General features: G+C 43.1%; 21 protein-coding genes and 1 other annotated feature. Of the genes, 12 read left to right on the plus strand and 9 right to left on the minus strand.

The features are described 5' to 3' along the window. Positions 1-258 precede the first annotated feature (258 nt). The 5 genes from AWT60_RS14720 to AWT60_RS14740 all read left to right on the plus strand — a co-directional run bounded on the left by AWT60_RS14720 (position 259) and on the right by AWT60_RS14740 (position 4,581). Positions 259-570, plus strand: coding sequence for a PTS sugar transporter subunit IIB (locus tag AWT60_RS14720; RefSeq protein ID WP_041086064.1), 312 nt, complete (start codon positions 259-261; stop codon positions 568-570). A 3-nt stretch (positions 571-573) separates the two neighbouring features. Then, positions 574-906, plus strand: a complete 333-nt coding sequence (locus AWT60_RS14725) for a PTS sugar transporter subunit IIA (protein WP_041086062.1) — start codon at positions 574-576, stop codon at positions 904-906. A gap of 25 nt (positions 907-931) precedes the next feature. Then, the gene (celB, locus tag AWT60_RS14730; RefSeq protein WP_039179764.1) at positions 932-2,278 is read left to right on the plus strand and encodes a PTS cellobiose transporter subunit IIC; all 1,347 of its coding nucleotides are present in this window, start codon (positions 932-934) and stop codon (positions 2,276-2,278) included. Continuing rightward, positions 2,262-3,668 carry a glycoside hydrolase family 1 protein gene (locus tag AWT60_RS14735; protein ID WP_218677411.1) on the plus strand — a complete coding sequence of 469 codons (1,407 nt, stop codon included), beginning with the start codon at positions 2,262-2,264 and terminating at the stop codon, positions 3,666-3,668. The genes celB and AWT60_RS14735 overlap by 17 nt, the downstream gene beginning before the upstream one ends. Positions 3,669-3,858: 190 nt before the next feature. Next, a complete protein-coding gene (locus tag AWT60_RS14740) occupies positions 3,859-4,581 on the plus strand; it encodes a GntR family transcriptional regulator (protein ID WP_075611607.1) in 723 nt (240 codons plus the stop codon). A gap of 47 nt (positions 4,582-4,628) precedes the next feature. Here AWT60_RS14740 and zwf read toward each other — a convergent pair whose 3' ends face one another. Next, the gene (zwf, locus tag AWT60_RS14745) at positions 4,629-6,104 is read right to left on the minus strand and encodes a glucose-6-phosphate dehydrogenase (RefSeq protein WP_024428033.1); all 1,476 of its coding nucleotides are present in this window, start codon (positions 6,102-6,104) and stop codon (positions 4,629-4,631) included. Positions 6,105-6,325: 221 nt separating this feature from the next. Between zwf and rnz the strand changes: the two genes are divergently transcribed. Continuing rightward, complete coding sequence (rnz, locus tag AWT60_RS14750) at positions 6,326-7,255, plus strand: ribonuclease Z (RefSeq protein ID WP_218677412.1); 930 nt, start codon at positions 6,326-6,328, stop codon at positions 7,253-7,255. A 139-nt stretch (positions 7,256-7,394) separates the two neighbouring features. Beyond that, complete coding sequence (locus tag AWT60_RS14755; RefSeq protein ID WP_076840989.1) at positions 7,395-8,702, plus strand: aspartate aminotransferase type Ic; 1,308 nt, start codon at positions 7,395-7,397, stop codon at positions 8,700-8,702. A 46-nt stretch (positions 8,703-8,748) separates the two neighbouring features. Here the strand turns inward: AWT60_RS14755 and AWT60_RS14760 are convergent, their stop codons facing one another. Together AWT60_RS14760 and namA are read right to left on the minus strand one after the other, a co-directional pair. Beyond that, on the minus strand, positions 8,749-9,513 hold the full coding sequence (locus AWT60_RS14760) for an alpha/beta fold hydrolase (RefSeq protein ID WP_218677413.1): 765 nt from the start codon (positions 9,511-9,513) through the stop codon (positions 8,749-8,751). A 120-nt stretch (positions 9,514-9,633) separates the two neighbouring features. Further along, positions 9,634-10,650: an NADPH dehydrogenase NamA gene (namA, locus tag AWT60_RS14765; RefSeq protein WP_218677414.1), complete on the minus strand. Its 1,017-nt coding sequence runs from the start codon at positions 10,648-10,650 to the stop codon at positions 9,634-9,636. Between the two features lie 140 nt (positions 10,651-10,790). Between namA and AWT60_RS14770 the strand changes: the two genes are divergently transcribed. Both AWT60_RS14770 and AWT60_RS14775 read left to right on the plus strand, forming a co-directional pair. Beyond that, a complete protein-coding gene (locus AWT60_RS14770) occupies positions 10,791-12,404 on the plus strand; it encodes a M20/M25/M40 family metallo-hydrolase (RefSeq protein WP_218677415.1) in 1,614 nt (537 codons plus the stop codon). 104 nt (positions 12,405-12,508) lie between these two features. Continuing rightward, positions 12,509-12,988: a DinB family protein gene (locus tag AWT60_RS14775; protein WP_076840991.1), complete on the plus strand. Its 480-nt coding sequence runs from the start codon at positions 12,509-12,511 to the stop codon at positions 12,986-12,988. A 35-nt stretch (positions 12,989-13,023) separates the two neighbouring features. On the opposite strand, the gene proC is transcribed toward AWT60_RS14775, so the two are convergent. Further along, positions 13,024-13,851: a pyrroline-5-carboxylate reductase gene (proC, locus tag AWT60_RS14780; RefSeq protein WP_218677416.1), complete on the minus strand. Its 828-nt coding sequence runs from the start codon at positions 13,849-13,851 to the stop codon at positions 13,024-13,026. Positions 13,852-13,892: 41 nt separating this feature from the next. Continuing rightward, positions 13,893-14,104, minus strand: a binding site (T-box leader). A gap of 167 nt (positions 14,105-14,271) precedes the next feature. On the opposite strand from proC, the gene AWT60_RS14785 reads away from it, so the two are divergent. Together AWT60_RS14785 and AWT60_RS14790 are read left to right on the plus strand one after the other, a co-directional pair. Next, the gene (locus tag AWT60_RS14785) at positions 14,272-15,222 is read left to right on the plus strand and encodes an MBL fold metallo-hydrolase (RefSeq protein ID WP_218677417.1); all 951 of its coding nucleotides are present in this window, start codon (positions 14,272-14,274) and stop codon (positions 15,220-15,222) included. Positions 15,223-15,234: 12 nt separating this feature from the next. After that, positions 15,235-16,011, plus strand: a complete 777-nt coding sequence (locus tag AWT60_RS14790; RefSeq protein ID WP_076840994.1) for an SDR family NAD(P)-dependent oxidoreductase — start codon at positions 15,235-15,237, stop codon at positions 16,009-16,011. A gap of 63 nt (positions 16,012-16,074) precedes the next feature. Here the strand turns inward: AWT60_RS14790 and AWT60_RS14795 are convergent, their stop codons facing one another. Continuing rightward, positions 16,075-17,403 (minus strand): CoA-disulfide reductase, encoded by a 1,329-nt coding sequence (locus AWT60_RS14795; RefSeq protein WP_218677418.1) that lies wholly within the window; start codon positions 17,401-17,403, stop codon positions 16,075-16,077. 189 nt (positions 17,404-17,592) lie between these two features. On the opposite strand from AWT60_RS14795, the gene coaA reads away from it, so the two are divergent. Further along, a complete protein-coding gene (gene coaA, locus AWT60_RS14800; RefSeq protein ID WP_218677419.1) occupies positions 17,593-18,552 on the plus strand; it encodes a type I pantothenate kinase in 960 nt (319 codons plus the stop codon). A gap of 33 nt (positions 18,553-18,585) precedes the next feature. On the opposite strand, the gene AWT60_RS14805 is transcribed toward coaA, so the two are convergent. The 4 genes from AWT60_RS14805 to AWT60_RS14820 form a co-directional block, all read right to left on the minus strand. Beyond that, a complete protein-coding gene (locus tag AWT60_RS14805) occupies positions 18,586-19,821 on the minus strand; it encodes an MDR family MFS transporter (protein WP_024428045.1) in 1,236 nt (411 codons plus the stop codon). Positions 19,822-20,020: 199 nt separating this feature from the next. Next, positions 20,021-20,365 carry a YolD-like family protein gene (locus AWT60_RS14810; protein WP_041109698.1) on the minus strand — a complete coding sequence of 115 codons (345 nt, stop codon included), beginning with the start codon at positions 20,363-20,365 and terminating at the stop codon, positions 20,021-20,023. Positions 20,366-20,380: 15 nt separating this feature from the next. After that, positions 20,381-21,613 (minus strand): DNA polymerase IV, encoded by a 1,233-nt coding sequence (locus AWT60_RS14815; RefSeq protein ID WP_041109696.1) that lies wholly within the window; start codon positions 21,611-21,613, stop codon positions 20,381-20,383. 152 nt (positions 21,614-21,765) lie between these two features. Then, complete coding sequence (locus AWT60_RS14820; RefSeq protein WP_024422888.1) at positions 21,766-22,215, minus strand: YfmQ family protein; 450 nt, start codon at positions 22,213-22,215, stop codon at positions 21,766-21,768. Positions 22,216-22,249 lie beyond the last annotated feature (34 nt).

Genomic DNA, 22,249 nt, shown 5'->3' on the forward strand with positions numbered 1-22,249 from the left:
CGGTGCTCACGAATGTCAAATTCGCTCCGCTCCAGTGCTCGTCCTTCCTAGACTTCAAAGGTTTTCTATCACGCTGAAAAGAAGACAAAGGGCTAAAATCAAGCATTTTAGCCCTTTGTCAACAATCTGAAAGAGCGTAAAATACGCTCTTTTTTTATATTAAATACAGACAAATAAAACTAAATGTCTAGACATTTAAAAATAAAAATATATAATATTAATTGGAAGCGCTTTTATTACAACAATGGGGTGAGAGAAATGAAACGTATTTTATTAGCATGCAGTTCAGGAATGTCTACGAGTTTACTAGTGACAAAGATGAAAGCACATGCCGATTCAATTGGGGACGAAGCAGAAATTTGGGCAGTTGGGCAAGATCAAGCGAGAAAAGAAATGGCGAATGCGGATGTTGTGTTAATCGGACCGCAAATGAGCTTTTTAAAAGGAGACCTGCAAAAAGAAGCAAAAAAATACGGAATTGAGGTAGAAGTCATTGATATGCAGGCGTACGGGCTTGCTGATGGACAAAAAGCGTATGAACAGGCACTTACACTGATGGGGGAATCTTAAAGGATGGAAAAGAAAACACTCGAAGGGCTCACGGAGGAACAGGTCAGCTTTCAATTGATCTTACACAGTGGGAATGCACGCAGCAAATTGCTCGAGGCTCTGAAACAATATCGAGAAGGTCTAGAAGAACAGGCTTTTGGTCTCATGAAAGAAGCGGAAGAAGATTTACGGCATGCACATGACATCCATTTTCAACTCGTACAGAAGGAGGCAGGAGGAGAAACAACATCCTTTTCCTTACTGCTCATGCACGCCGAAGATCACTTAATGTCGACCATTACCATCAAGGAGCTTGTGGGAGAGCTCCTGCCGATATTCCAATCGCTGAAACAATAAAGGGTGTAAACAAGGGGGGAAACCAATGTTTGATAAAATAAGTGCCATTTTGGTTCCGATTGCTGGGAGATTGAACAACAACCGCTATTTAGGCGTATTACGGGATGCCTTTATGCTTGCGTTCCCGCTCACCATCTTTGGTTCCATTATGGTTGTGCTGATGAATTTGCCATTTTTAGATAAAATCATGAGTAAAACCGTACTGGAAGGCGTCCAGTCTGCACTGAATATCGCACCGAGTGCGACCATCAGCATTATGAGTGTGTTTGTTGTATTTGGGATCGGCTACTATTTATCAAAAAGCTATGATGTAGAAGCTGTCTTTGGCGGCGTGATTGCTTTAGCCTCTTTCTTGCTTCTAACTCCGTTTTTACTAGAACAAGAAGGCGGTGCAACGATTGCAGGCGTCATCCCAGTCGATCGTTTAGGTGCAAAGGGGATGTTCCTAGGAATGATCACAGGCTTTTTATCTGCTGAAATTTATCGTTATTTTGTCCAGAAGAAATTTGTGATCAATATGCCGCAAGGGGTTCCGCCAGCTGTTTCCAAGTCTTTTGCTGCACTGATCCCGGCTACTTTGACACTTACAACCTTTTTATTAATTAATATCATCATTACACAAGGCTTCAAAACAAATATGCATGATCTGATTTATCATGCAATTCAGGCGCCGCTTGTCGGTCTTGGAAGCGGTATCATTCCGACGTTGATCGCTGTTTTCTTTATACAAATTCTTTGGTTCTTTGGGCTCCACGGCCAAATTATTATCAACTCTGTCATGGATCCGATTTGGAATACATTATCCATTCAAAACCTAGAGAGCTATACAAAAACAGGTGAGGTTCCTAATATCATCAGCAAGCAGTTTATTGAAATCTATACGGTTGGAATGGGTGGAACCGGTATGACGCTTGCTGTTGTATTTACCATTTTAATTTTCCTGAAAAGTAAGCAATTAAAACAAGTAGCCAAGCTCGGCTTAGGACCAGGATTATTTAACGTCAATGAACCGATTATCTTCGGTTTACCAATTGTTATGAATCCGCTTATTCTGATTCCGTGGATTTTGGCGCCAATGGTCATTACATGTATTACTTATTTTGCGATGGCATCAGGCATTGTTCCGCCGCCTACAGGCGTGAATATCCCGTGGACAGTACCGATCTTTATTAGCGGAATGATGGCGACTAATTCACTAGCTGGCGGTCTGCTTCAGTTGTTTAACCTGATGATTGTGTTTGTCATTTGGTTCCCGTTCCTGAAATTTATTGACCGGATGAATGTGAAAAATGAAAAAATAACGACAACAGAAAATACGAAGGCAGCAAACATCAAAGGTGAAGGAGACTCAATACATGTCGATGGAAACTAACAAGCAATCATATACATTCCCAGAAGGTTTCTGGTGGGGATCTTCTGCTTCGGCGACGCAAACAGAAGGGAGTGTCCCCGGAGATGGAAAGGGACCGAACATTTGGGATCATTGGTTTGAACAAGAGCCGACTCGTTTTTTTGATGGCGTAGGGCCGAACGTGACATCTCAATTTTATCGAAAATATAAAGAAGATATCCGTCTAATGAAAGAAATTGGCCACAATTCATTTCGGTTGTCGATTTCATGGTCACGTCTTTTACCTGAAGGAACAGGTGCCGTCAATGAAGAAGCTGTGTCCTTTTATAATGATGTAATCAACGAACTGATTGCACATGATATCGAGCCGTTTGTGAACCTATATCATTTCGATATGCCAATGGCGCTGCAGGAGAAAGGCGGCTGGGTGAACAGACAGGTGGTCGACGATTATGTCAGCTATGCGACATTATGCTTCCAATTATTTGGCGACCGGGTGAAAAAATGGTTTACCCATAACGAACCGATTGTTCCCGTAGAAGGTGGATATATGTATAGCTTTCATTATCCAAACGAAGTCGATTTCCAAAAGGCTGTGCAAGTCGGTTTTCATGAACTTTTATCAAATGCGAAGGCGATTGCGGCTTATAAAGAGATGCAGCAAGACGGTAAGATTGGCATCATCTTAAACCTGACCCCTTCGTATCCGCGAAGCCAGAATCCGCGCGATGTAGAAGCAGCTGAGATGGCCGATGCTTTCTTTAACCGTTCCTTCTTAGATCCTGCGGTGAAAGGACATTTCCCGGAAAAACTAGTAGAAGTCTTAAAGAAAGAAGGCTTTATGCCAAGTATGGAAGAAGGGGACCTTGAGCTGATTCAAGAGAATACGATTGATCTTCTTGGCATCAACTATTATCAACCAAGAAGAGTGAAAGCGAAAGAGTATATGCCGCATCCTCAAGCACCATTTATGCCGAACCATTACTTTGATTCTTTTGAGATGCCGGGAAGAAAAATGAATGTGTATCGAGGCTGGGAAATCTATGAAAAGGGCATTTACGATATATTGAAAAAAGTCCAGACAGACTATAATAATATCGAATGCTTTATTTCTGAAAATGGAATGGGTGTCGAAGGAGAGGAGCGGTTTAAGGATGAAGAAGGAATGATTCATGACGATTACCGCATTGACTTTATATCTGAGCATCTCAAATGGGTGCATCAAGCCATTCAAGAAGGAAGCAATGTGAAAGGTTATCATCTGTGGACATTTATGGACAACTGGTCCTGGTCGAATGCATATAAAAATCGTTATGGATTTGTCTCAGTTGATCTTCAAAAAGACGGGAAACGAACGATTAAGAAGAGTGGATACTGGTTTCAATCAGTTTCAAAGAATAACGGTTTTTAATCAAAATACTTGCTCTTTCCTTGAAAAGGGCAAGTATTTTTCTTATGTGACGGTAAGTGGATGAAACAAAAATGGCTGGCACCTTTTAAGCTCACATCCCTTAGTGTAGAATGAGAGGAAGGCTACAAAAACGCCATATTCCTTCTAGAAATAAGGCGCTATGAAAAAACAAGTCAGTTGGTGGTGTGAGATGAAGAAGTACGAACTCATTTCAGAAGAAATCAGAAAACGAATAGGAACAGCATATTATCCAGAAGATCAACCCATTCCAGATGAAAACTCGCTTGCCGCTGAATTTCAATGCAGCAGAATGACGATGAAGCGTGCGCTTGATCTTCTCGTTGCAGAAGGTCTGCTCTTTAGAAAAAGAGGCCACGGTACATTTATTGTAAAGGCAGCGCTCAATCAAGGGGCCATCAATGTCTCAGGCCATGAAAATAAAGGGTTCACAAAAGTCATGGCGGATAAAAACGTCACGACTCAAATCATTCACTTTGATGTCCATTTTCCAAGCGAAGAGGTGGCAGCCCATCTATCTATTGACTCAACCACACCTGTTTATGATATCATCCGGCTCCGTCTAGTGGATGAAGAGCCTTATGTATTAGAAAAAACGTTTATGCCTGTCAATCTCATTAAGGGCATAGATGAAGAGGTTCTACTTGGTTCTATCTATAGCTACATTTCAAATGATCTTCATTTAAAAGTAGCAGGAGCGCACAAGAAAATCAGAGCGGCTAAATCAGATCAGCTGGATCAGCAGTATTTGGGCTGTGACCCAACGGATCCCGTGCTTGAAGTCGAGCAGGTTGCTTATTTAAACACCGGGCGGCCGTTTGAATACTCATTTAGTCATCACCGCTATGATAAATTTGACTTTTCAACGGTTGAAATCACGAAAACAGGACGTTAAAAAAAGAGCAGAACCCCCAAGGGAGACTGCTCTTTTTTCATATGATTTTATATATTCCACCAATGGTATCCATCTTTTTCTAGAAGCTCATCAGCTTCTTTCGGTCCCATAGAACCAGCAGGATAGTTTGGTTTTAATGTTTTGCTTTCTGCCCATTTCTCAGAAATCGGATCAACGAAGTTCCAAGAAAGTGCCACCTCGTCCCAGTGAGCAAAGTTTGTCGCATCACCTAGCAAGCAGTCATGAATCAGCTTTTCATATGCTTCGGGTGTATTCATGATGTCGTTATAGTTTGTTTGGTAGTCGAGCTTAATCGGTTTCGCATACGTTCCGCCATCCAGCTTGCGAGCATTCAGGTGAAGGGTGATGCCTTCATCTGGCTGAATGTGAATGACAAGTAAGTTTGGATGCATGGCATTCCCGTTTCCATAGTACAGGTTCATTGGAATGTCTTTAAATTGAACTACGATTTGAGTAGATTTCTTTTCTAACCGTTTTCCTGTCCGAATGTAAAATGGCACCCCGGCCCATCTAAAGTTATCAATCAGCAGTTTCCCTGCCACAAATGTTTCTGTGTTTGAGTTCGGGTCAACATTTTGCTCTTTCAGATAAGAAGGAACCTCGCTGCCATCAATCGTACCAGTATCATACTGTCCACGGACAAAGAATTGATCGACCTCATCTTTAGAAAAAGGACGAAGAGCGCGCAATACTTTCCGTTTTTCGCTGCGGATTTCCTCTGTATTGAGTTTAATTGGCGGCTCCATTGCTAAAAGGGCAACCATTTGAAGCATATGGTTTTGGACCATATCTCTTAGTGCACCAGAATTTTCGTAATATCGAGCCCGGTCTTCAACCCCTAATGACTCACTGGATGTAATTTGAATGTTTGAGATATAGCGGTTTGTCCAAAGCGGTTCAAAGATGGCATTCGCAAAGCGGATGACCTCAATGTTTTGAACCATTTGTTTACCAAGGTAGTGGTCAATACGATAAATTTGATCTTCTGTGAATGCATCACGAATTTCTTCATTTAAAGTTTTGGCACTTGGCAGATCATGCCCAAATGGCTTTTCAATGACAAGTCGTGACCAGCCGGTTGTTTCTGATACGCCCTCACTCTTTAGGAACTTCGCAATCGTTCCGAAGAATTCCGGTGCCATAGCTAAATAGAACATGCGGTTATTTGGAATACTGTACGTATCTTCAAGGCCTGTTAAAAGCGTGTTAAGCGATTGATAGGAAGCAGGGCTTGATACGTCAAAATCGTGATAATAGAAATGTGAAATGAATTCCTCTGTTTTCGCTTCTGCATCATCAGAAGAAACAGATTCCTTCACCACAGCTCTGAGGTCCTCATGAGACCACGGACGGCGTCCAACTCCGACAACAGCGAATTGATCACCTAGCTTTCCGCTATGGTAAAGTCTATGTATAGAAGGGTAGAGCTTGCGTTTGGCAAGGTCTCCTGTTGCGCCAAAAATGACAATGACTGCTTTAGGGTTGTTAGTTTCTGTATTCACGAGAAGTACCTCACTTTATTCGTAGCATTGTTGTAAAAACCGAGAATGTATGTACATTTTCTTTATTTTAAAGCTTCATTGTTCGTAAAGCAAACATTTGATTCGACTTTTTCTGCTCTCGTTTCACTTTTTTCAAAAATTCCGCTGAATTCACATTTACCTTGTCTTCATGTATTCTATATGAATGAAGATATTGTATACCGGCTTTAGGAGGAAAAGTAATGGAACTGCTCTTTTTAGGAACAGGTGCAGGCATTCCTGCCAAAACAAGAAACGTCACTTGCACAGCGCTAAAGCTTTTAGAAGAAAGAAATGCAGTGTGGCTTTTTGATTGCGGAGAAGCAACGCAGCACCAAATCTTACATACAACGATTAAACCGAGAAAGATCGAGAAAATATTTATCACACATATGCACGGTGATCATGTATATGGCCTTCCGGGACTCCTTGGCAGCAGATCCTTTCAAGGCGGGGAGGGGGAATTGACGGTCTATGGACCAAAGGGCATTAAGGCCTTTGTGAACGCAGCACTTTCAGCTACACAAACGCATTTGACATATCCGCTGCATATCATAGAAATAGATGAAGGGATCGTGTTTGAAGATGATACCTTTCAAGTAGAAGCAAGAAGAGTCTCTCACGGGATTCCAGCTTACGGCTATCGGGTTGTGGAAAAAGATATGCCTGGTTCATTAAAAGCCGAAGACCTAAAAGAAATCGGTGTAAAACCTGGACCATTGTATCAGAAGTTGAAAAATGGGGAAACCGTGACACTCGAAGATGGAAGAACCATTGATGGAACCGATTATTTGGAACCCCCTAAAAAAGGGAGAATCGTTGCATTTTCAGGAGATACCCGTTTGTGCGAGAATATAACAAGGCTTGCCAAAAATGCGGATGTGTTAGTTCATGAAGCAACATTCGGTAAAGAAGATGCAGATTTAGCCTACAATTATTATCACAGTACAACAGAACAAGCAGCGAAAACAGCACAGGAAGCAGGCGCAAAAAGGCTCATTTTGACCCATATAAGTGCACGTTACCAAGGAGAAGAGGCACTGAAACAACTGTTGAAAGAAGCCCGCGATATATTCCCGCTGACAGAAGCTGCACATGATTTCTCTTCTTTCCCCATTGAACGCACCCTGTAAAAATTGGATGAATCGTCAAAAAAAGTTGTGTGATTTTTTTGATATTTATGATGACGCTCTTTTTCAGGTAGTGGTAAAATGGTGAAGAAAAAACAAATGACGAATTAAACTATGAAGAATACGGGAGGCACAATCAAAGATGAGCGGTTTTACAGCATTAAGTGAAGCAGAATTGAATGACCTATATGTGGCACTACAAAATGAGTATGAAACTTACAAAAGTAAAAACTTGCACTTAGACATGTCTAGAGGGAAGCCTTCACCAAAACAGCTCGATTTGTCTATGGGCATGCTCGATGTTGTGACATCAAAGGATGCAATGACAGCTGAAGATGGCACAGATGTGCGAAACTATGGCGGCTTGACAGGCCTTCCTGAAACGAAGAAATTTTTTGCAGAAGTACTCAATTTAAAGCCAGAACAAATCATCATCGGCGGTAATTCAAGCCTGAATATGATGCATGATACCATTGCACGTGCGATGACTCACGGCGTATGTGACAGCAAAACACCTTGGGGAGAGCTGCCAAAGGTAAAATTCCTTGCACCAAGCCCAGGGTATGACCGTCATTTTGCCATTTGTGAGCTATTTAACATAGAGATGATCACGGTCGATATGAAGGCTGATGGACCTGATATGGATCAGGTAGAAAAATTGGTCGCAGAAGATGAAGCGATTAAAGGCATTTGGTGTGTACCGAAATATAGCAATCCAGACGGCATTACGTATTCAGATGAAGTCGTTGACCGCCTAGCTTCAATGAAAACAAAAGCAGACGACTTCCGCATTTTTTGGGATGATGCATATGCAGTCCACCATCTAACGGATACACCTGATACGTTAAAAGATATTTTTCAAGCAATTGAAGAGGCAGGATACCCGAACCGTGTGTTTATGTTTGCGTCTACGTCTAAAATTACATTCCCAGGCTCAGGTGTTGCACTGATGGCGTCTAGCCCTGACAATGTAAGCTTCACTCAAAAGCAATTATCGATTCAAACGATCGGACCAGACAAAATTAATCAACTAAGACATCTTCGATTCTTCCAAAATCCAGAAGGTTTGAAGGAACATATGAAAAAGCATGCGGCGATCATTAAGCCAAAATTTGATCTCGTTCTTTCCATTCTTGACGAAAAACTTGGCGGGAAAGACATTGCTGAATGGCACAAGCCAAATGGCGGATATTTCATTAGTTTAAATACACTTGATCATTGTGCAAAAGCTGTTGTGCAGAAAGCAAAAGAAGCAGGTGTCACAATGACAGGTGCAGGTGCAACATACCCATATGGAAAAGATCCGCTTGATCGTAACATTCGCATTGCACCAACATTCCCGGCTCTTGAAGAACTAGAGCAAGCGATTGACATCTTTACATTATGTGTTCAGCTTGTCAGTATTGAAAAGCTGCTTTCTAAAAAAAGTCAATCTGCTCCAACGGCATAAATAAAAGAAACTCCTTGACTCATAACGGGTCAAGGAGTTTTTTATTTTAATTAGCAGTTTGATAATAGGAGACAGGTTGTTTGGCTGCGCACCATACATCATAGATAGCAAGCTGCACAATATGCGGTTCATCATGATGAATATAGTGCGAGCTGTTTTGCGCCTGAATCCATCCGCTTTGGGATGACAAAGACAGCATGCGTTTATGAAGTCTGAGCCAAGCTTCATGAGCTGGGTGAAACAATCGGCTCTTACCTGATGAAATGACAAGAAGCGGCATCATTCCATAATGGGTTTGCTCCTCTTTGATTGTGCTTAGCATTTGCTGAAAGTCCTCATGCGTACATTCTGCTGTAAACTGCGCCATATATGAAGTGCGTTCTTCCTTTGATAAAAGCGGCAGGATCACCTGCTCTTGCTCCTCACTTGCTGGGTCTAACAGCACCATACCGATGACATCATCTCCTCTGCGGCTTGCCCATAGCCGGCTGACAAGAGAGCCAAATGAGTGAGCGACAATAAGAAATGGCGGCTGAATATTGGCTTTTTTCAGCAGTGCATCTAAATCATCAGCGAGGTCATGCAAGGTTCTTCCTTCACCGCTCTCACTGCTCTTTCCATTTCCTAAACGGTCGTATAAGAAAACCCCAAGCTCTGGGTCAATATCACGTGCCATATTCGACCACGTATCACTAGAAATGCCGTAGCCTGCTTCAAAGATAATCGTGGCTTCCCTTTTGCCTTGACGATGCTTTGTATAAAAGTGGTGTCCATCTATATGATACATTTTTTCAATCATTGCCGAATTCATTCTTCCATCTCCTCTAAGTGGTTCTTTAGCTAAAAGACGGCACAAAAGGCAGATATGTTTCTCTTAAAAACAAAAAAGATGCCTATTTCGAAAAATAGACACCTTTTTTCCTAAGAGCTTTTACCAAGCGCGATCATATTGACGCGGGCTTTCGATGGATGTACGGAGCTCTTGAGCAGCTGTTTTCGGGAAGTATGGATCCCGTAAAAATTCTCTGCCAATAAAGATCAAATCCGCACGCTGATTTTGTAAAATCTCCTCTGCCTGTACACCAGATGTAATCAGACCGACAGCTGCTGTTTGAATGCCGGCACCTTCTTTTATTTTCTCTGCGAATGTTACTTGGTAGCCGGGGAATGTGTTGATTTTCGCCTGCACGACAGCACCTGAGCTGACATCAATTAAGTCGACACCTTGCTCTTTGAGCCAAGTGGCAATCCCAATATAATCTGCAATATCAAGTCCTTTTGTCGTGTAATCAGAAGCTGACACACGGACAAATAAAGGTCCGTCCCATACGGCGTTGACTGCGTCTACGACTTCTCTTAAGAAACGATAACGGTTCTCTGGTGAACCGCCATAGTCGTCTGTTCGGTGGTTCGCCAGCGGTGAAAGAAATTCATTGATCAAATAGCCATGTGCACCATGAATTTCAATGATGTCAAAACCCGCTTTTTTTGCCCGTACAGCTGCATCCTGAAACGCCTGAACGGTATCTTTGATTTGAACAACAGACATCTCGACAGGGGTTTTAGATGTTTCATCAAATGGGATGCTTGATGGTGCAAGAATGTCTCCATCAAGTTCAGCCTTACGTCCTGCATGGGCTAGCTGGATGGCTGTCTTCGTTCCGTACGCTTTGATTTGTTCGTTTAATGAAGCGAATCCTTCGATGTGCTCATCGCTCCAAATACCGAGGTCTTGATCACTAATTCTTCCCTCAGGAGATACAGCACTTGCTTCCACCATGATGAGACCAGCCTGACCTTGTGCACGGGAAATATAATGTGTGAAGTGGAAAGGCTGTAATTTCCCATCACGGTCATAGGATGAATACATACACATCGGGGACATCACGATGCGGTTTTTCAGTGTAACACCTTTTAATGTCCAAGGTGAAAAGAGTTTTGTTTCCAAATACCTTCGCCTCCTCATGGAATTGTATAGCCGATTATAACAGCCATTCAAACTTTCGTCATAAAAGGTGCTCAAAGAATATAGCTTTTATACACGTTTTTGTATAATGGAGAGATAGAAACATCAAAGGGGGAGAACGGATGAAATGGCAAACTGAGAGTGAACTAAGGGAGCTCCTGACAGCTCTTATGCAGTATGAAAGCATATCAGGTACAACAGGAGAAGTCGCGTTAGCGGAATATTTATATTATTTGCTAAGGGAGCGGCCTTATTTTGAGCAGAACCCTGATCATTTGGCTTTGCATCCGATGAAAGATGGCCGGTATTATTTAACGGCACTTGTGAAGCGCAGTACGCTGCGGCGTACCGTGCTGCTTCTTAGTCACTTTGATGTAGTCGATACAGAAGATTATGGCGAATTTCAAAACATGGCATGCAAGCCTGAAGAGTTAATGGCTTCCTTTTCGCAAAAAAGTGAGCTTCTTCCAATGAGGGCAAGAGAGGACCTTGCTTCAGGCGACTGGCTGTTTGGAAGAGGGGCCATGGATATGAAAGCAGGTCTCTCCGTACAGCTTTCTATGCTGGAAAGAGCGATGACAGGAACATTTGATGGAAATGTCCTGCTCGTCACAGTTCCTGATGAAGAAGTGAATTCACAAGGAATGCTTGAGGCTGTGCCGAAATTAAAAGAGCTTAGAGAAAAACATGATCTTGACTATACCGCGTGTTTAAACAGTGAGCCGATGTTTGAAAAGTATCCAGGGGATGAACAACATTATATGTATACAGGCAGTATAGGAAAGGTATTAGCCGGATTTTTCTGTAAAGGGATTGAAACACATGTAGGAGAGCCTTTCTCAGGCTTAAATGCGAATTTTATGGTATCTGAACTAAACCGGCTGTTAGAGCTCAATAGTGATTATTGTGAGGAAGTAGATGGTGAAGTAACGCCGCCTCCAACGAACTTAATGCAAAAGGACTTGAAAGAAGCCTATTCCGTTCAAACACCTCACACAGCCGTATCTTTATTTAATGTGCTCATGATGAAACGTTCAAGTGAAGAACTGCACGGACTTCTCTATGAAACTGCGAAACAAGCAGCAGACCAAATCGAGGCCAATCTTCAGCAAAAAACAGCGGACTTTCAGCGCTTTAAACACTTTACTCCAATTGACACTCAGGTGACGGTTCTTACGTATCACGAGCTGTATCAAAAAGCCGCAGAACGCTCTGGTGAACAGGAAGTCGAGCGCATTGTCAACTATGCATCCGCCAACCGAGGTGAACTTGGAGATCGTGATTTTTCAACGAAAATTGTCTCGGAGCTGACGACGCTATGTAAGGAAGAAGGACCGCTGATTGTTCTATTTTATAGTCCGCCATTTTACCCTTCGGTGTCCTCAACAGAAGATGCGCATATTCAGAAGACATTCAAGAAGATTCAAAAAGAGGCAAAAGAGGTATATGGACTTGAAGTAGAGGAAGTGAAATATTTCCCGGGATTGTCTGATTTAAGTTACTTACAGCTCGAAAAGCAGGAAGTAGGTCATTATACAACCAATATGCCGCTTTACCAAAAAGGCTATTCTTTACCGCAAGGAGAAAAGGAAGCCCTTTACGTACCAGTCATCAACGTAGGTCCACTAGGAAAGGACCCGCACAAATGGACAGAACGGCTGCACGTCCCGTTCTCTTTTGGCATTTTGCCAGAACTACTAGAATCAACGATTCATGCTTTATTAGAGAAAAAATAAGTAGATGTAATGAAGAGCTCTATCTTGATGATAGGGCTTCTATTTAATAAATAGAAAATGATATTAAAGAAGACTTACATTTATTTGAAGGGGGAGAGAATTAAATGGAAACTGGGAAATTAACAAAAACAGACATCGTTACATCACTTCAGGAAAGTATGAGTGAACTAGAGAAGATAGTGAAGGCTTGTGATGATTACACACTGGATCAATCTTTAGGGGAGGGGAAGTGGTCAATTAAGCAGCTCGCCGGGCATTTGTATGACACAGAAGAAGTCTGGTCCGAGCGGATAGAGCAGGCGATATCAGATCATCACACGCCCTTTCAATCGTATGATCCTGAAATATACGTGAAAGAAAGAGCGTATGAATGGTATAACGCTGACGATATCAAAGCATTGATCAAACGGATGAAAGAGAGAAGAGACAACACGCTTCGGCTATTAGAAAAAGATATATGGGAACAATCAGGTCTGCATCCGGAAGAAGGAGTGATGACCGTCCAAGTATTAGCTGAAACCATCGCTTTACATGAACAACATCATCTGGATCAAATCAAATCCATCATGTCAATGAGGCAGTGAATAAGCACCTGGATCAAAACAGGTGCTTTTCAAATTCATTTATACGTGCTTGCTGAAAACATTTCGTTTAATTCTGCTGCGCGTTTAGTGGCTGTTTTTACACAATCGACAACGGCCTCTTCAAATTGATAGGCAGCCAGTGTGTTCAGGCCGGCTTCTGTTGTTCCGCCTTCACTTGTGATTTCCTTGCGCAGTTGGGCAGGCTCTTTTCCGCTGTCTTGAAGCATATTGGCGGCGCCTGCAATCATTTGGCAAATGAGTAATTTCGCAGTTGCTTGGTCCATTCCAAGTTCTGAAGCACCTCGCTCCATTCCTTCAATCAAATGATAAATGAAGGCAGGGCCGCTGCCTGCGATGGCTGTCACAGCATTTAGCTGCGATTCATCTAATACTGTGACATGCCCGATTGTTTCAAACAGCTCGACAGCTTTTTTCTTTTGTTCCTCTGTCACTTCATGACTTACGGCAATACCTGTTGCTGACTGCTGAATCGCCGCTGATGTATTTGGCATCGCACGAACGACTGCACTCTTTCCGCCAGCATAGTGTTGAATCGTTTCAATAGAAATACCCGCTAAAATAGAAATGATCAGATGTCCATTTAAATGAGGGCGGACTTCAGAAATTCCGCTTTCTGCATCCTTCGGTTTTAAGGCAAAAACGAGAATATCCGCTTCTTCATAAATAAAGGACCGAGCGAAATCCGTTTTGACCCCATAACGTACCTGTAATTCTTCTAATCGTTTTTCATTCGTTTTGTTTGTGACAATGATATCTTCATTCGACATCATGCCGCTTTTTAATAAACCTTTGATCATAGACTCTGCCATTGAGCCTGCACCGATAAATCCAATTTTACTCATAAGCTGCTCCTCCTTGTAGAAAATAAAAAAACCTCTCGCCTGAAAAGGACGAAAGGTTTTTCGCGGTACCACCCTCAATTAGCATGCAAACATGCATACTCAGCTCTAGTCCCTTAACGCGGGAAACGTTTAGGTTTGCCTAACAGCTCAAAGGGCAGGTTCAGCAAATAAGAGGATGGTGAAGTCTTTCAGCCGGCGGACCTCACTCTCTTGCATCGTTATTTTGCTTACTAATCCTTATCATCGCGCATCATATATTTGTTGTTCATTATGCAACGATGGACAAGTTTATGTCAATAGGGCAGTTTAAAAAATTGCCCAGCTAAACCGCATGACAGTCTGCCTTTTGCAAGATACAATGAAGTAAGAAGGCTTAAGTCCCACAATCATGAGTCAAAAAGCAGGAGATGACGTATAAAAGTGAAAGAAGACATCATTCAATTATCCATCCCGACGCCGTTTGCCGTTGGGGATGTGCATGCATATGTATTAAAAGGAGAGGCCGTCACCTTAGTAGATTGCGGGCCGATGACAGAAGAGGCGGAGCATGCCTTTGTCACGCAATTAAAGGAACATCGTTTATCGATAGACGATATTGATCAAGTGGTGCTGACCCATCATCATGCAGATCATGTCGGTCTGTTAAATCTGATGAAACCTCATGTCCGTGTGATCGGACACCAGCTAAATGAGCCGTATATTAGTCAGGATCCAGTGTTTAAGCAGCGCCAAGTGGACTTTATGATTCCTTTTTTTCAGCAGTTAGGTGTCCCGCTTCGGCAAAATGAGTGTGAAAAAATGGTGAAGCAATCTTATACATATTCTTGTACTTCACATGTAGATGAGATCATAAAAGAAGGTGATCGTTTAAGCGGGCATGAACACTTCTTTGTGATGGAAACACCCGGACACGCACAGTCTCATCTTTCCTTTTTAGATGAAAGAACGGGGAATTTTATTGGCGGCGACCTGCTTTTGACGACCATTTCTTCAAATCCGTTAATGGAAGCACCGTATGAGGGCGAGGAACGTCAAAAATCACTGCTTCAATATAAAGCATCACTCAATCGGTTATTGCGTCTGCCAATCAAGACGATTTATCCAGGACACGGTCAGCTCATCACGTCCCACCATGAATTGATTGAAGAAAGATTTAAGAAACAAGAGAAACGGGCAAATACGATGTATCAGCTGCTTAAACAAAAAGAAATGACGGCCTTTCATCTTTGCCGCAAGCTATTTCCAGTGATGTATGAAGAGGCCTTGTTTTTAACGATGTCAGAGACAGTCGGGCAGCTGGATGTGCTCTTAGAGGCTGGGCAAATTGAAGAAGTGCAAAAAGACGGAATTGTCTATTACAGAGCAAACTAAGGAGTGAAACGCATGGGGCGATTGACAGGAAAAAGGATTTGGATTACAGGCGCATCTGGGGGCATTGGTGAAAAAATGGCGTACTTGGCAGCAGAAGAAGGTGCAGAGGTCATTATTTCAGCAAGACGAGTGGAAAAGCTTACTGGTGTGAAAGAAAAAATTATGAGCGCAGGCGGGGTGTGTCACATCGCTCAGCTTGATGTCAGCAAGCTTGACGACATTGATCGCGCGTATGAAGAAGTGGGGCCGGTCGATATTTTGGTCAACAATGCCGGCTTTGGCGTATTCGATCTCGTCGAAGATGCCTCCATAGAGGAAATGGTGTCGATGTTTGAGGTGAATGTGTTTGGCTTAATCGCCTGCACGAAAAAGGTCATCCCTGAGATGAAACAAAGAGGGCAGGGACATATTATCAATATCGCATCCCAGGCAGGAAAGATTGCAACTCCCAAATCAGCGATTTATTCCGCATCAAAGCATGCCGTTCTTGGATTTTCAAACAGCCTCAGAATGGAGCTGGCAGACTCAGGCATTCACGTGACGACGGTCAACCCAGGACCGATTGCTACAGACTTTTTTACCATCGCTGACCGCAGCGGTGAATATGTGAAGAACGTTGATTTTATGATGCTGAGTGCGGACAAGGTGGCAGGGAAGGTCGTATCTGCCATGATGACGAAAAAGAGAGAGATTAATCTGCCCGGCTGGATGAACGCTGGCAGCAAATTGTATCAGTTATTCCCATTTTTATTTGAAAAAGCAGCACGAAAAGCGATGATGAAAAAGTAACAAAAAAGAAACCGGTTTTGAACTGGTTTCTTTTTTTGAGGTAAGGCTTCATTGTGACACTTTCTATATCCGTCTTGCCGCTTGCTGAAGCGGGTCCCATACACTGTTAAAAGGCGGTGCATAGCTAATATCTAAATCTTCAAGATCTGTTATGGTCAGCTCTTGGTAAAGGGCAGCCGCCACGATATCGATCCGTTTATCTACACCGTTTCTGCCGATGATTTGGGCACCAAGCAAGGTATGGTTATCGCTTCTGTAAATCAGTTTCACTTTCATTTTCTGCGCTTCTGGGTAATACTTCGCGTGATCTGTACTATCAATGGTGATGACGGAGAAAGGAATGTCCGCCTCTTTTGCTTCTTTTTCTGATAAGCCTGTTCGTCCCGCTGTCACGTCCATAAATTTCATGACGGCTGTTCCAGTCACGCCTTGAAACGCCCGGTTTGTCCCTGTCATATGAAAGCCTGCGATTCTCCCTTGTTTATTCGCAGTTGTGCCGAGCGGAATATAATCCAGTGATTTTTTGATGCGGTGATAGGTTGCTGCGCAATCACCGGCAGCATAAATGTCTTTTATATTGGTTTGCATGTATTGATTTACTGCAATCGCGCCATTTTGAAGACGCTTGATTCCGGTATGATGTAAAAAGGAGGTTTGCGGAGTGACACCGATGGCCATGATGACCATATCTGTTTGAATGGTTTGTTTGTCTGTGATAACAGCTGTGACATGTGACTTGCCTTCTAATTGCTGTACCGTTTCTCCGAGCGATACGTGAATGCCCTTGGCGTCAGCCTCTTCTTTAAGGTGTTTTGCCATATCGGAGTCAAAGCCCGGGCCGAGTGCTGCTCCCCGCTGAATGATATGTACGTTTTTTCCGAGCGCTTTTAAATTTTCAGCCATTTCAAGGCCGATATATCCACCTCCAATGATCGTGACATGTGTGATGTCCTTTTCTAAATGTTCTAAAATGGACAGCGCATGCGGGATGGTTTTTAATACGTGTACGCCTTCTAATGGCTGGCTGTCTAAATTCAGAGTGACAGGGCTTGCTCCTGTCGCAATTAAGAGGCGGTCGTAGCTTTCTGTAAAGGGTTCCTTTGTTTTCGTATGATGACCCGACACTGTTTTCTGCTCTGGGTCAATGGAGGTCACTTCGTGTAAGCATCTGGCGTCAATTCCATATTTCTCACGAAAGGTTTCAGCACTGCGTGCGATCAGCTTTCTGTGATCATCAATGAGACCGCCGATCAAGTAGGGGAGTCCGCACTGTCCATATGAGAAAATCTCTCCTTTTTCAAAAGCAACAATGTATGCATCTGGATCCTCTCTATATATTTGCATAGCGCAGCTCATTCCTGCTGCGTCTCCGCCAATCATCACATATTTCATTTAGTGTGCTCCCTTCTATCTATCGTACTGAATACTCTTATTTACCCTCATATTCCTTTTTTTAATGCTTTTTTTCGCAAAACAAGCAAACTTTCGTTGAAAAATAAAGACAGCGCCTTCATTTTAAGCTACAATCGGATTATCGTCTTTTTTGGGTTACGAGTTTAGTGAAGATTGGTGGGAAAGACTTTGAGTGACACGCGACTAGATTTTAATACGCTATACACGCGCCATACGAGAGAGGCCTGGGCAGCTCTTGGAGAATATATGCCGGTATCTGTTTCTGAAGAAGAAGCGAGAGCGCTGCAAGGGTTAAATGACTATTTATCGCTTGAGGAAGTTCGAGATATTTACATACCGCTTATTCGTTTTCTGACATTACATGTCTTTGCAGAAAAACAAAAAAACCAGCATGTGAATGCCTTTTTAAACTACCCGCATCATGCCAAGATTCCTTTTTTAATTGGGATTGCTGGAAGTGTAGCTGTCGGGAAAAGCACAACGGCTCGTATCATTGAAACGCTTTTATCGAGGCTTGGAGATGGGCTGAAGGTAAGTCTTGTAACAACAGATGGCTTTTTATATCCTCAAAAAGAATTAAAGGATCGAGGGCTGATGGAAAAGAAAGGCTTCCCGGAAAGCTATGATGTCAAAGCCCTGCTGTCTTTTTTGAATGAATTAAAATCAGGTAAACAAACTGTGCGTGCCCCGGTATATTCGCATCTGACCTATGACCGGCTTGAAGGGGTGTATGAAACAGTAGAGGATGCGGATATTGTCATTATTGAAGGAATCAATGTACTCCAATCACCAGCGCTGGATGATTTGAAGGATGAACCGCGTGTGTTTGTATCAGATTTCTTTGATTTTTCGATTTATGTAGACGCCGCTGAAGCGCAAATTCAATCATGGTATAAAGAACGATTTCGTTTGCTAAGGGAAACAGCCTTCCAAGACCCTGAATCCTTCTTTCATCAATATAAAGATTTGACGGATGAAGAGGCAGATCAAATGGCAAGCACCATTTGGAATACCGTGAACCGCCCTAATTTATATCAAAATATTTTACCGACAAAATATCGAGCTGATCTTATTTTGAAAAAAGGGGATCAGCACAAGGTGGAAGAGATCGCCATCCGCCGGGTATAAATGAAAAACCGCTCAAACGAGAGAGCGGTTTTTTTAATGATCTCCACTTACTTTAACAGCTATGGCTGCTGCCGATCGCTTTTTTAGACGGTAATATCCAATGAGTAAGAATGGAACGCCTGCGATGGTGATCATTGACAAGACCGTAAAAATGGAGAGGGGATGGGCTGCGCCAAAATAGTCAATGCACAGTCCGCCGACAAATGGTCCGATGACACTGCCGAGCTGAGAAAATCCCATCGCCCCAAAGTACGATCCCTTCACTTCAGGCTTTGCAATATTGTCTACAAAAAGATCCATCATCGCAAACAGCAGAACCTCCCCAATCGTAAACACGACAATGATGAAAGCAAGCATGCCGAGACTTTGTGAAAAAGCAATGGCAAACAAACTGCCGGCAAGAAGAATATTCCCGGTGGTCAGCGACAAAATGGTGGAGTAGCGCTTCGCAATCATGATGAGCGGATATTGTACGACAATGACAACCACTGCATTTAAAGATAAAAGATATCCAAACAGTTTAGGACCATCCTCAATCATAGGTGACGCTGATAAGTATTGAGGCAGCGTTGAGCTTAAATGCGAATACCCGAACGAACATAAGGTAACGCCGATGAGGATGATGCTAAAGACCGTATCTTTTTGGATAATGGAAAGGGCTTTTTTGACGCTGATTTGTTTCGTACTTTCTGGAGCAGCAACTGGATGCTTCTGAAATTGCCAGGCCAGTGTTAATCCATATAACAAATAAATGAAGGCAGCGACAAGAAATGGAAATGTTGTTTTCGATGATCCTAGATATAAGCCAAGCAGCGGGCCGAAGATCACCCCGATATTAATGGCCGTATACCGTAAATTAAAAACAAACAACCGAATACTTGATGGGGTGACATCAGATAAGAGTGCCTTAGACGTCGGTTCAAACAGTGCCCGGCACAGTCCATTTAAAGCGTTCATGAGAAAGAAGACCCAAATGGCATCTGCAAACGCAAAGCCAACAAAGACAAGTGTCCAGCCGAAGATGGATAGAAGCATGACCTTTTTCCTGCCGATTCGGTCAGAAACATAGCCGCCGTAAAAACTCGCCACGATCCCAATAAGGGAGCTGACGGCAATGATTAACCCAGCTGAAGAAGCTGAAGCCCCTTTGACTTGTGTCAAATAAACGGCCAAAAAAGGAATGCTCATGGACGTCGCCATTCGGCCGAATATGGTGCCGATGATGATCGTCCAACTAAGTGGATGTAAAGTACGTAAATTATTTTTCATGATGTTTCTCCCCTGAGTGTTAAGATGTTCCAATCATACATGAAAAATTGTGCAAATTAAATACACAATTTGATGGAGGAGACATCCGCCATATGACAGAGGAGGCCAGAATAGCTCGCAAATTTGGAGAGCATGTTTTTTCTGCCGATGCTTCTATGTCTTTTAGATCTTCTGATTCGTATGGTCACTTAAAGACAATTTAATCAAGATCAATCGCGACAATTTGCTGCAAGGACAGGTGGAGAACATCTTCATCATTGACGATTTTTATGCGCCGGGTTTCATAATGAATGGCTTTCACCCAGCCCCAAAACTGCTGTTTCATACCTGCTGCAGCATATGTCACGCAAATCGCTTGGTCCTCTGTAATCGACTGTGTGATCAAAAAATTCATTTCCTCTAGCTGATCAGTGCTCAGCGAAGGAGGCGTGTATTCTTTTTTCTTTCGTTTTTGAGCAAGCAGCTGTTCACGGTGCTCTGGGAGCATCATTCGGCTTGATTCCCACATGATGTTGTATCCAGGTGTTAATTTATTGGGATTCATGGCTGTTCGCCTCCGTTATTTGTAATGTCCACCAATTTTTTCGGCGCGGTGATACGCCTGCCCTGCGCTTGTTAGTGACGAGGCGTGCAAGAGTGCAGCAGGTCCATACTTCATATGGATCGCATCAAATACTTTGCTGAGTCTGTCTTTTTTGAAATGGTGATCAAATAAACTCAGCTGATAGTGGCTGTCAGGCTGCAGCTGCGAGAGAGTAATGCCTACACTGCGAATGGGCTCGCCGTCCCAGTGCTGCTGGCATAGCTGAATGGCTGCGTCTGCAATATCTCTCCCGTACTGTGTGGGTGAATGGAGCTTGATTTGTCTATGAAATCCAGTCGGATGAGAAAAATCAGCGCCTCTTATGCCAACAGCCACCGTTTGTCCAACATAATGCTTAAAGCGCGCACGTCTTGCCACTTCTTCACTCAATTCAAGAATGGCGACTTTGATGTCCTCAAAAGACGCATAATCATGGGGAAGGGTCATATGATGCCCAACCGCTTTTTGCTGATCATGTGTGTGAAGAGTGACCGGGGAGGGATCGTGTCCTAAAGCTGTTCGCTGCAGAAGCTCCCCGTTGATTCCCCAGCGTTTTTTTAGCCGGTCTAACGGATAAGCAGCAAGTGTCCCGATGGTACTGATGCCCATTCGTTTTAAATGATGCTCCATCCGTTTGCCGACACCAAATAATTTTCCAATCGGAAGCGGCCATAAATCATCCGCAACCCGGTCTGCACGAAGTTCATAGATGCCAGATTTGTTTTTTTTAGCAAAATGATCACAGGCCATTTTAGCGAGCACTTTATTAGGACCAATGCCAACACGTGCGTAAATGCCTGTCTGGTTCATAATGGTCGTTTGTATATTTTGAGCGATCTCGCGGGGCGAACCGAGTAGTGTCACACTTCCCGTAATATCGAGAAACTGTTCATCAATTGAATAGGGTTCGACAAGATCCGTGTATTGTTCAAGCAGTTCTGTCATCATGACAGAGACATCAAGGTAGCGCTGCATACGTGGACGTACGACGACGGCTTCAGGGCATTTCTCCTGTGCTTCCCATAATCTTGATGCATTTTGTACGCCCCGTTTTTTAGCGAGCGGGCAGGCCGCAAGTACGACCCCGCTCCGTCGCTCGGGATCTCCTGAGACGATGAGCGGCACATCCTTCAAATGGGGAGCCTCCACTTTTTCGACTGACGCATAAAACGACTGCATATCCACAAGCAGAATGGCTCGTTCATTCATGATTTTCACCTCTTAGAACGTATGTTCTGTATACATTTTAACCGCCCGAAGGTGAAATTGATACTGGTAAATCATTCAAAGAGAAGAGTGTAAATCCATACAAAAAAGACGAAGTGTCTCCACTTCGTCTCATCTGGGGAAAATGAGTCGTTTTAAGCATGTGCCAAGTTGTTGGATGTTTGGAGCGGCTCAGAACGCAAACGATAGGCCGTTAGTTTTTTCTTAGGCTTATGGGTAAACTGCCGCACCACATCCACGTGGTCATCGTAATGATACAGATAAAGGGTTACATCATGCTTGCCAAGCTTTGTTTGCATGGTAAGCGGCGCCGGCCCTTCCTGCGGATGAAGAAAACGCTCTTCGTCACCAGGATAAATATAATAGCGTTCAATAAAGATCGCATCATTAAAATGTTGAATAATTTCGGATGTTTGCTGATCATCGAGTGGACGTCCTTGAAACGTCATCGTTGTTTGATCACTTGTTACTTTTGCATGCACCGCATAACGACTAAAAAGGCGTTCAACAACACCCGAAGGCAGCGAAGTGACAAGCAGCTTTAAAAGACTAAACACAACAAGTGAAGTAACAATCCAAACCAATATCATCATCTCCAATAAACGTTTGTTCCATTTC

Origin of the sequence: Bacillus sp. F2HM, assembly GCF_019266135.1 — a bacterium.
GTDB lineage: Bacteria > Bacillota > Bacilli > Bacillales > Bacillaceae > Bacillus > Bacillus safensis.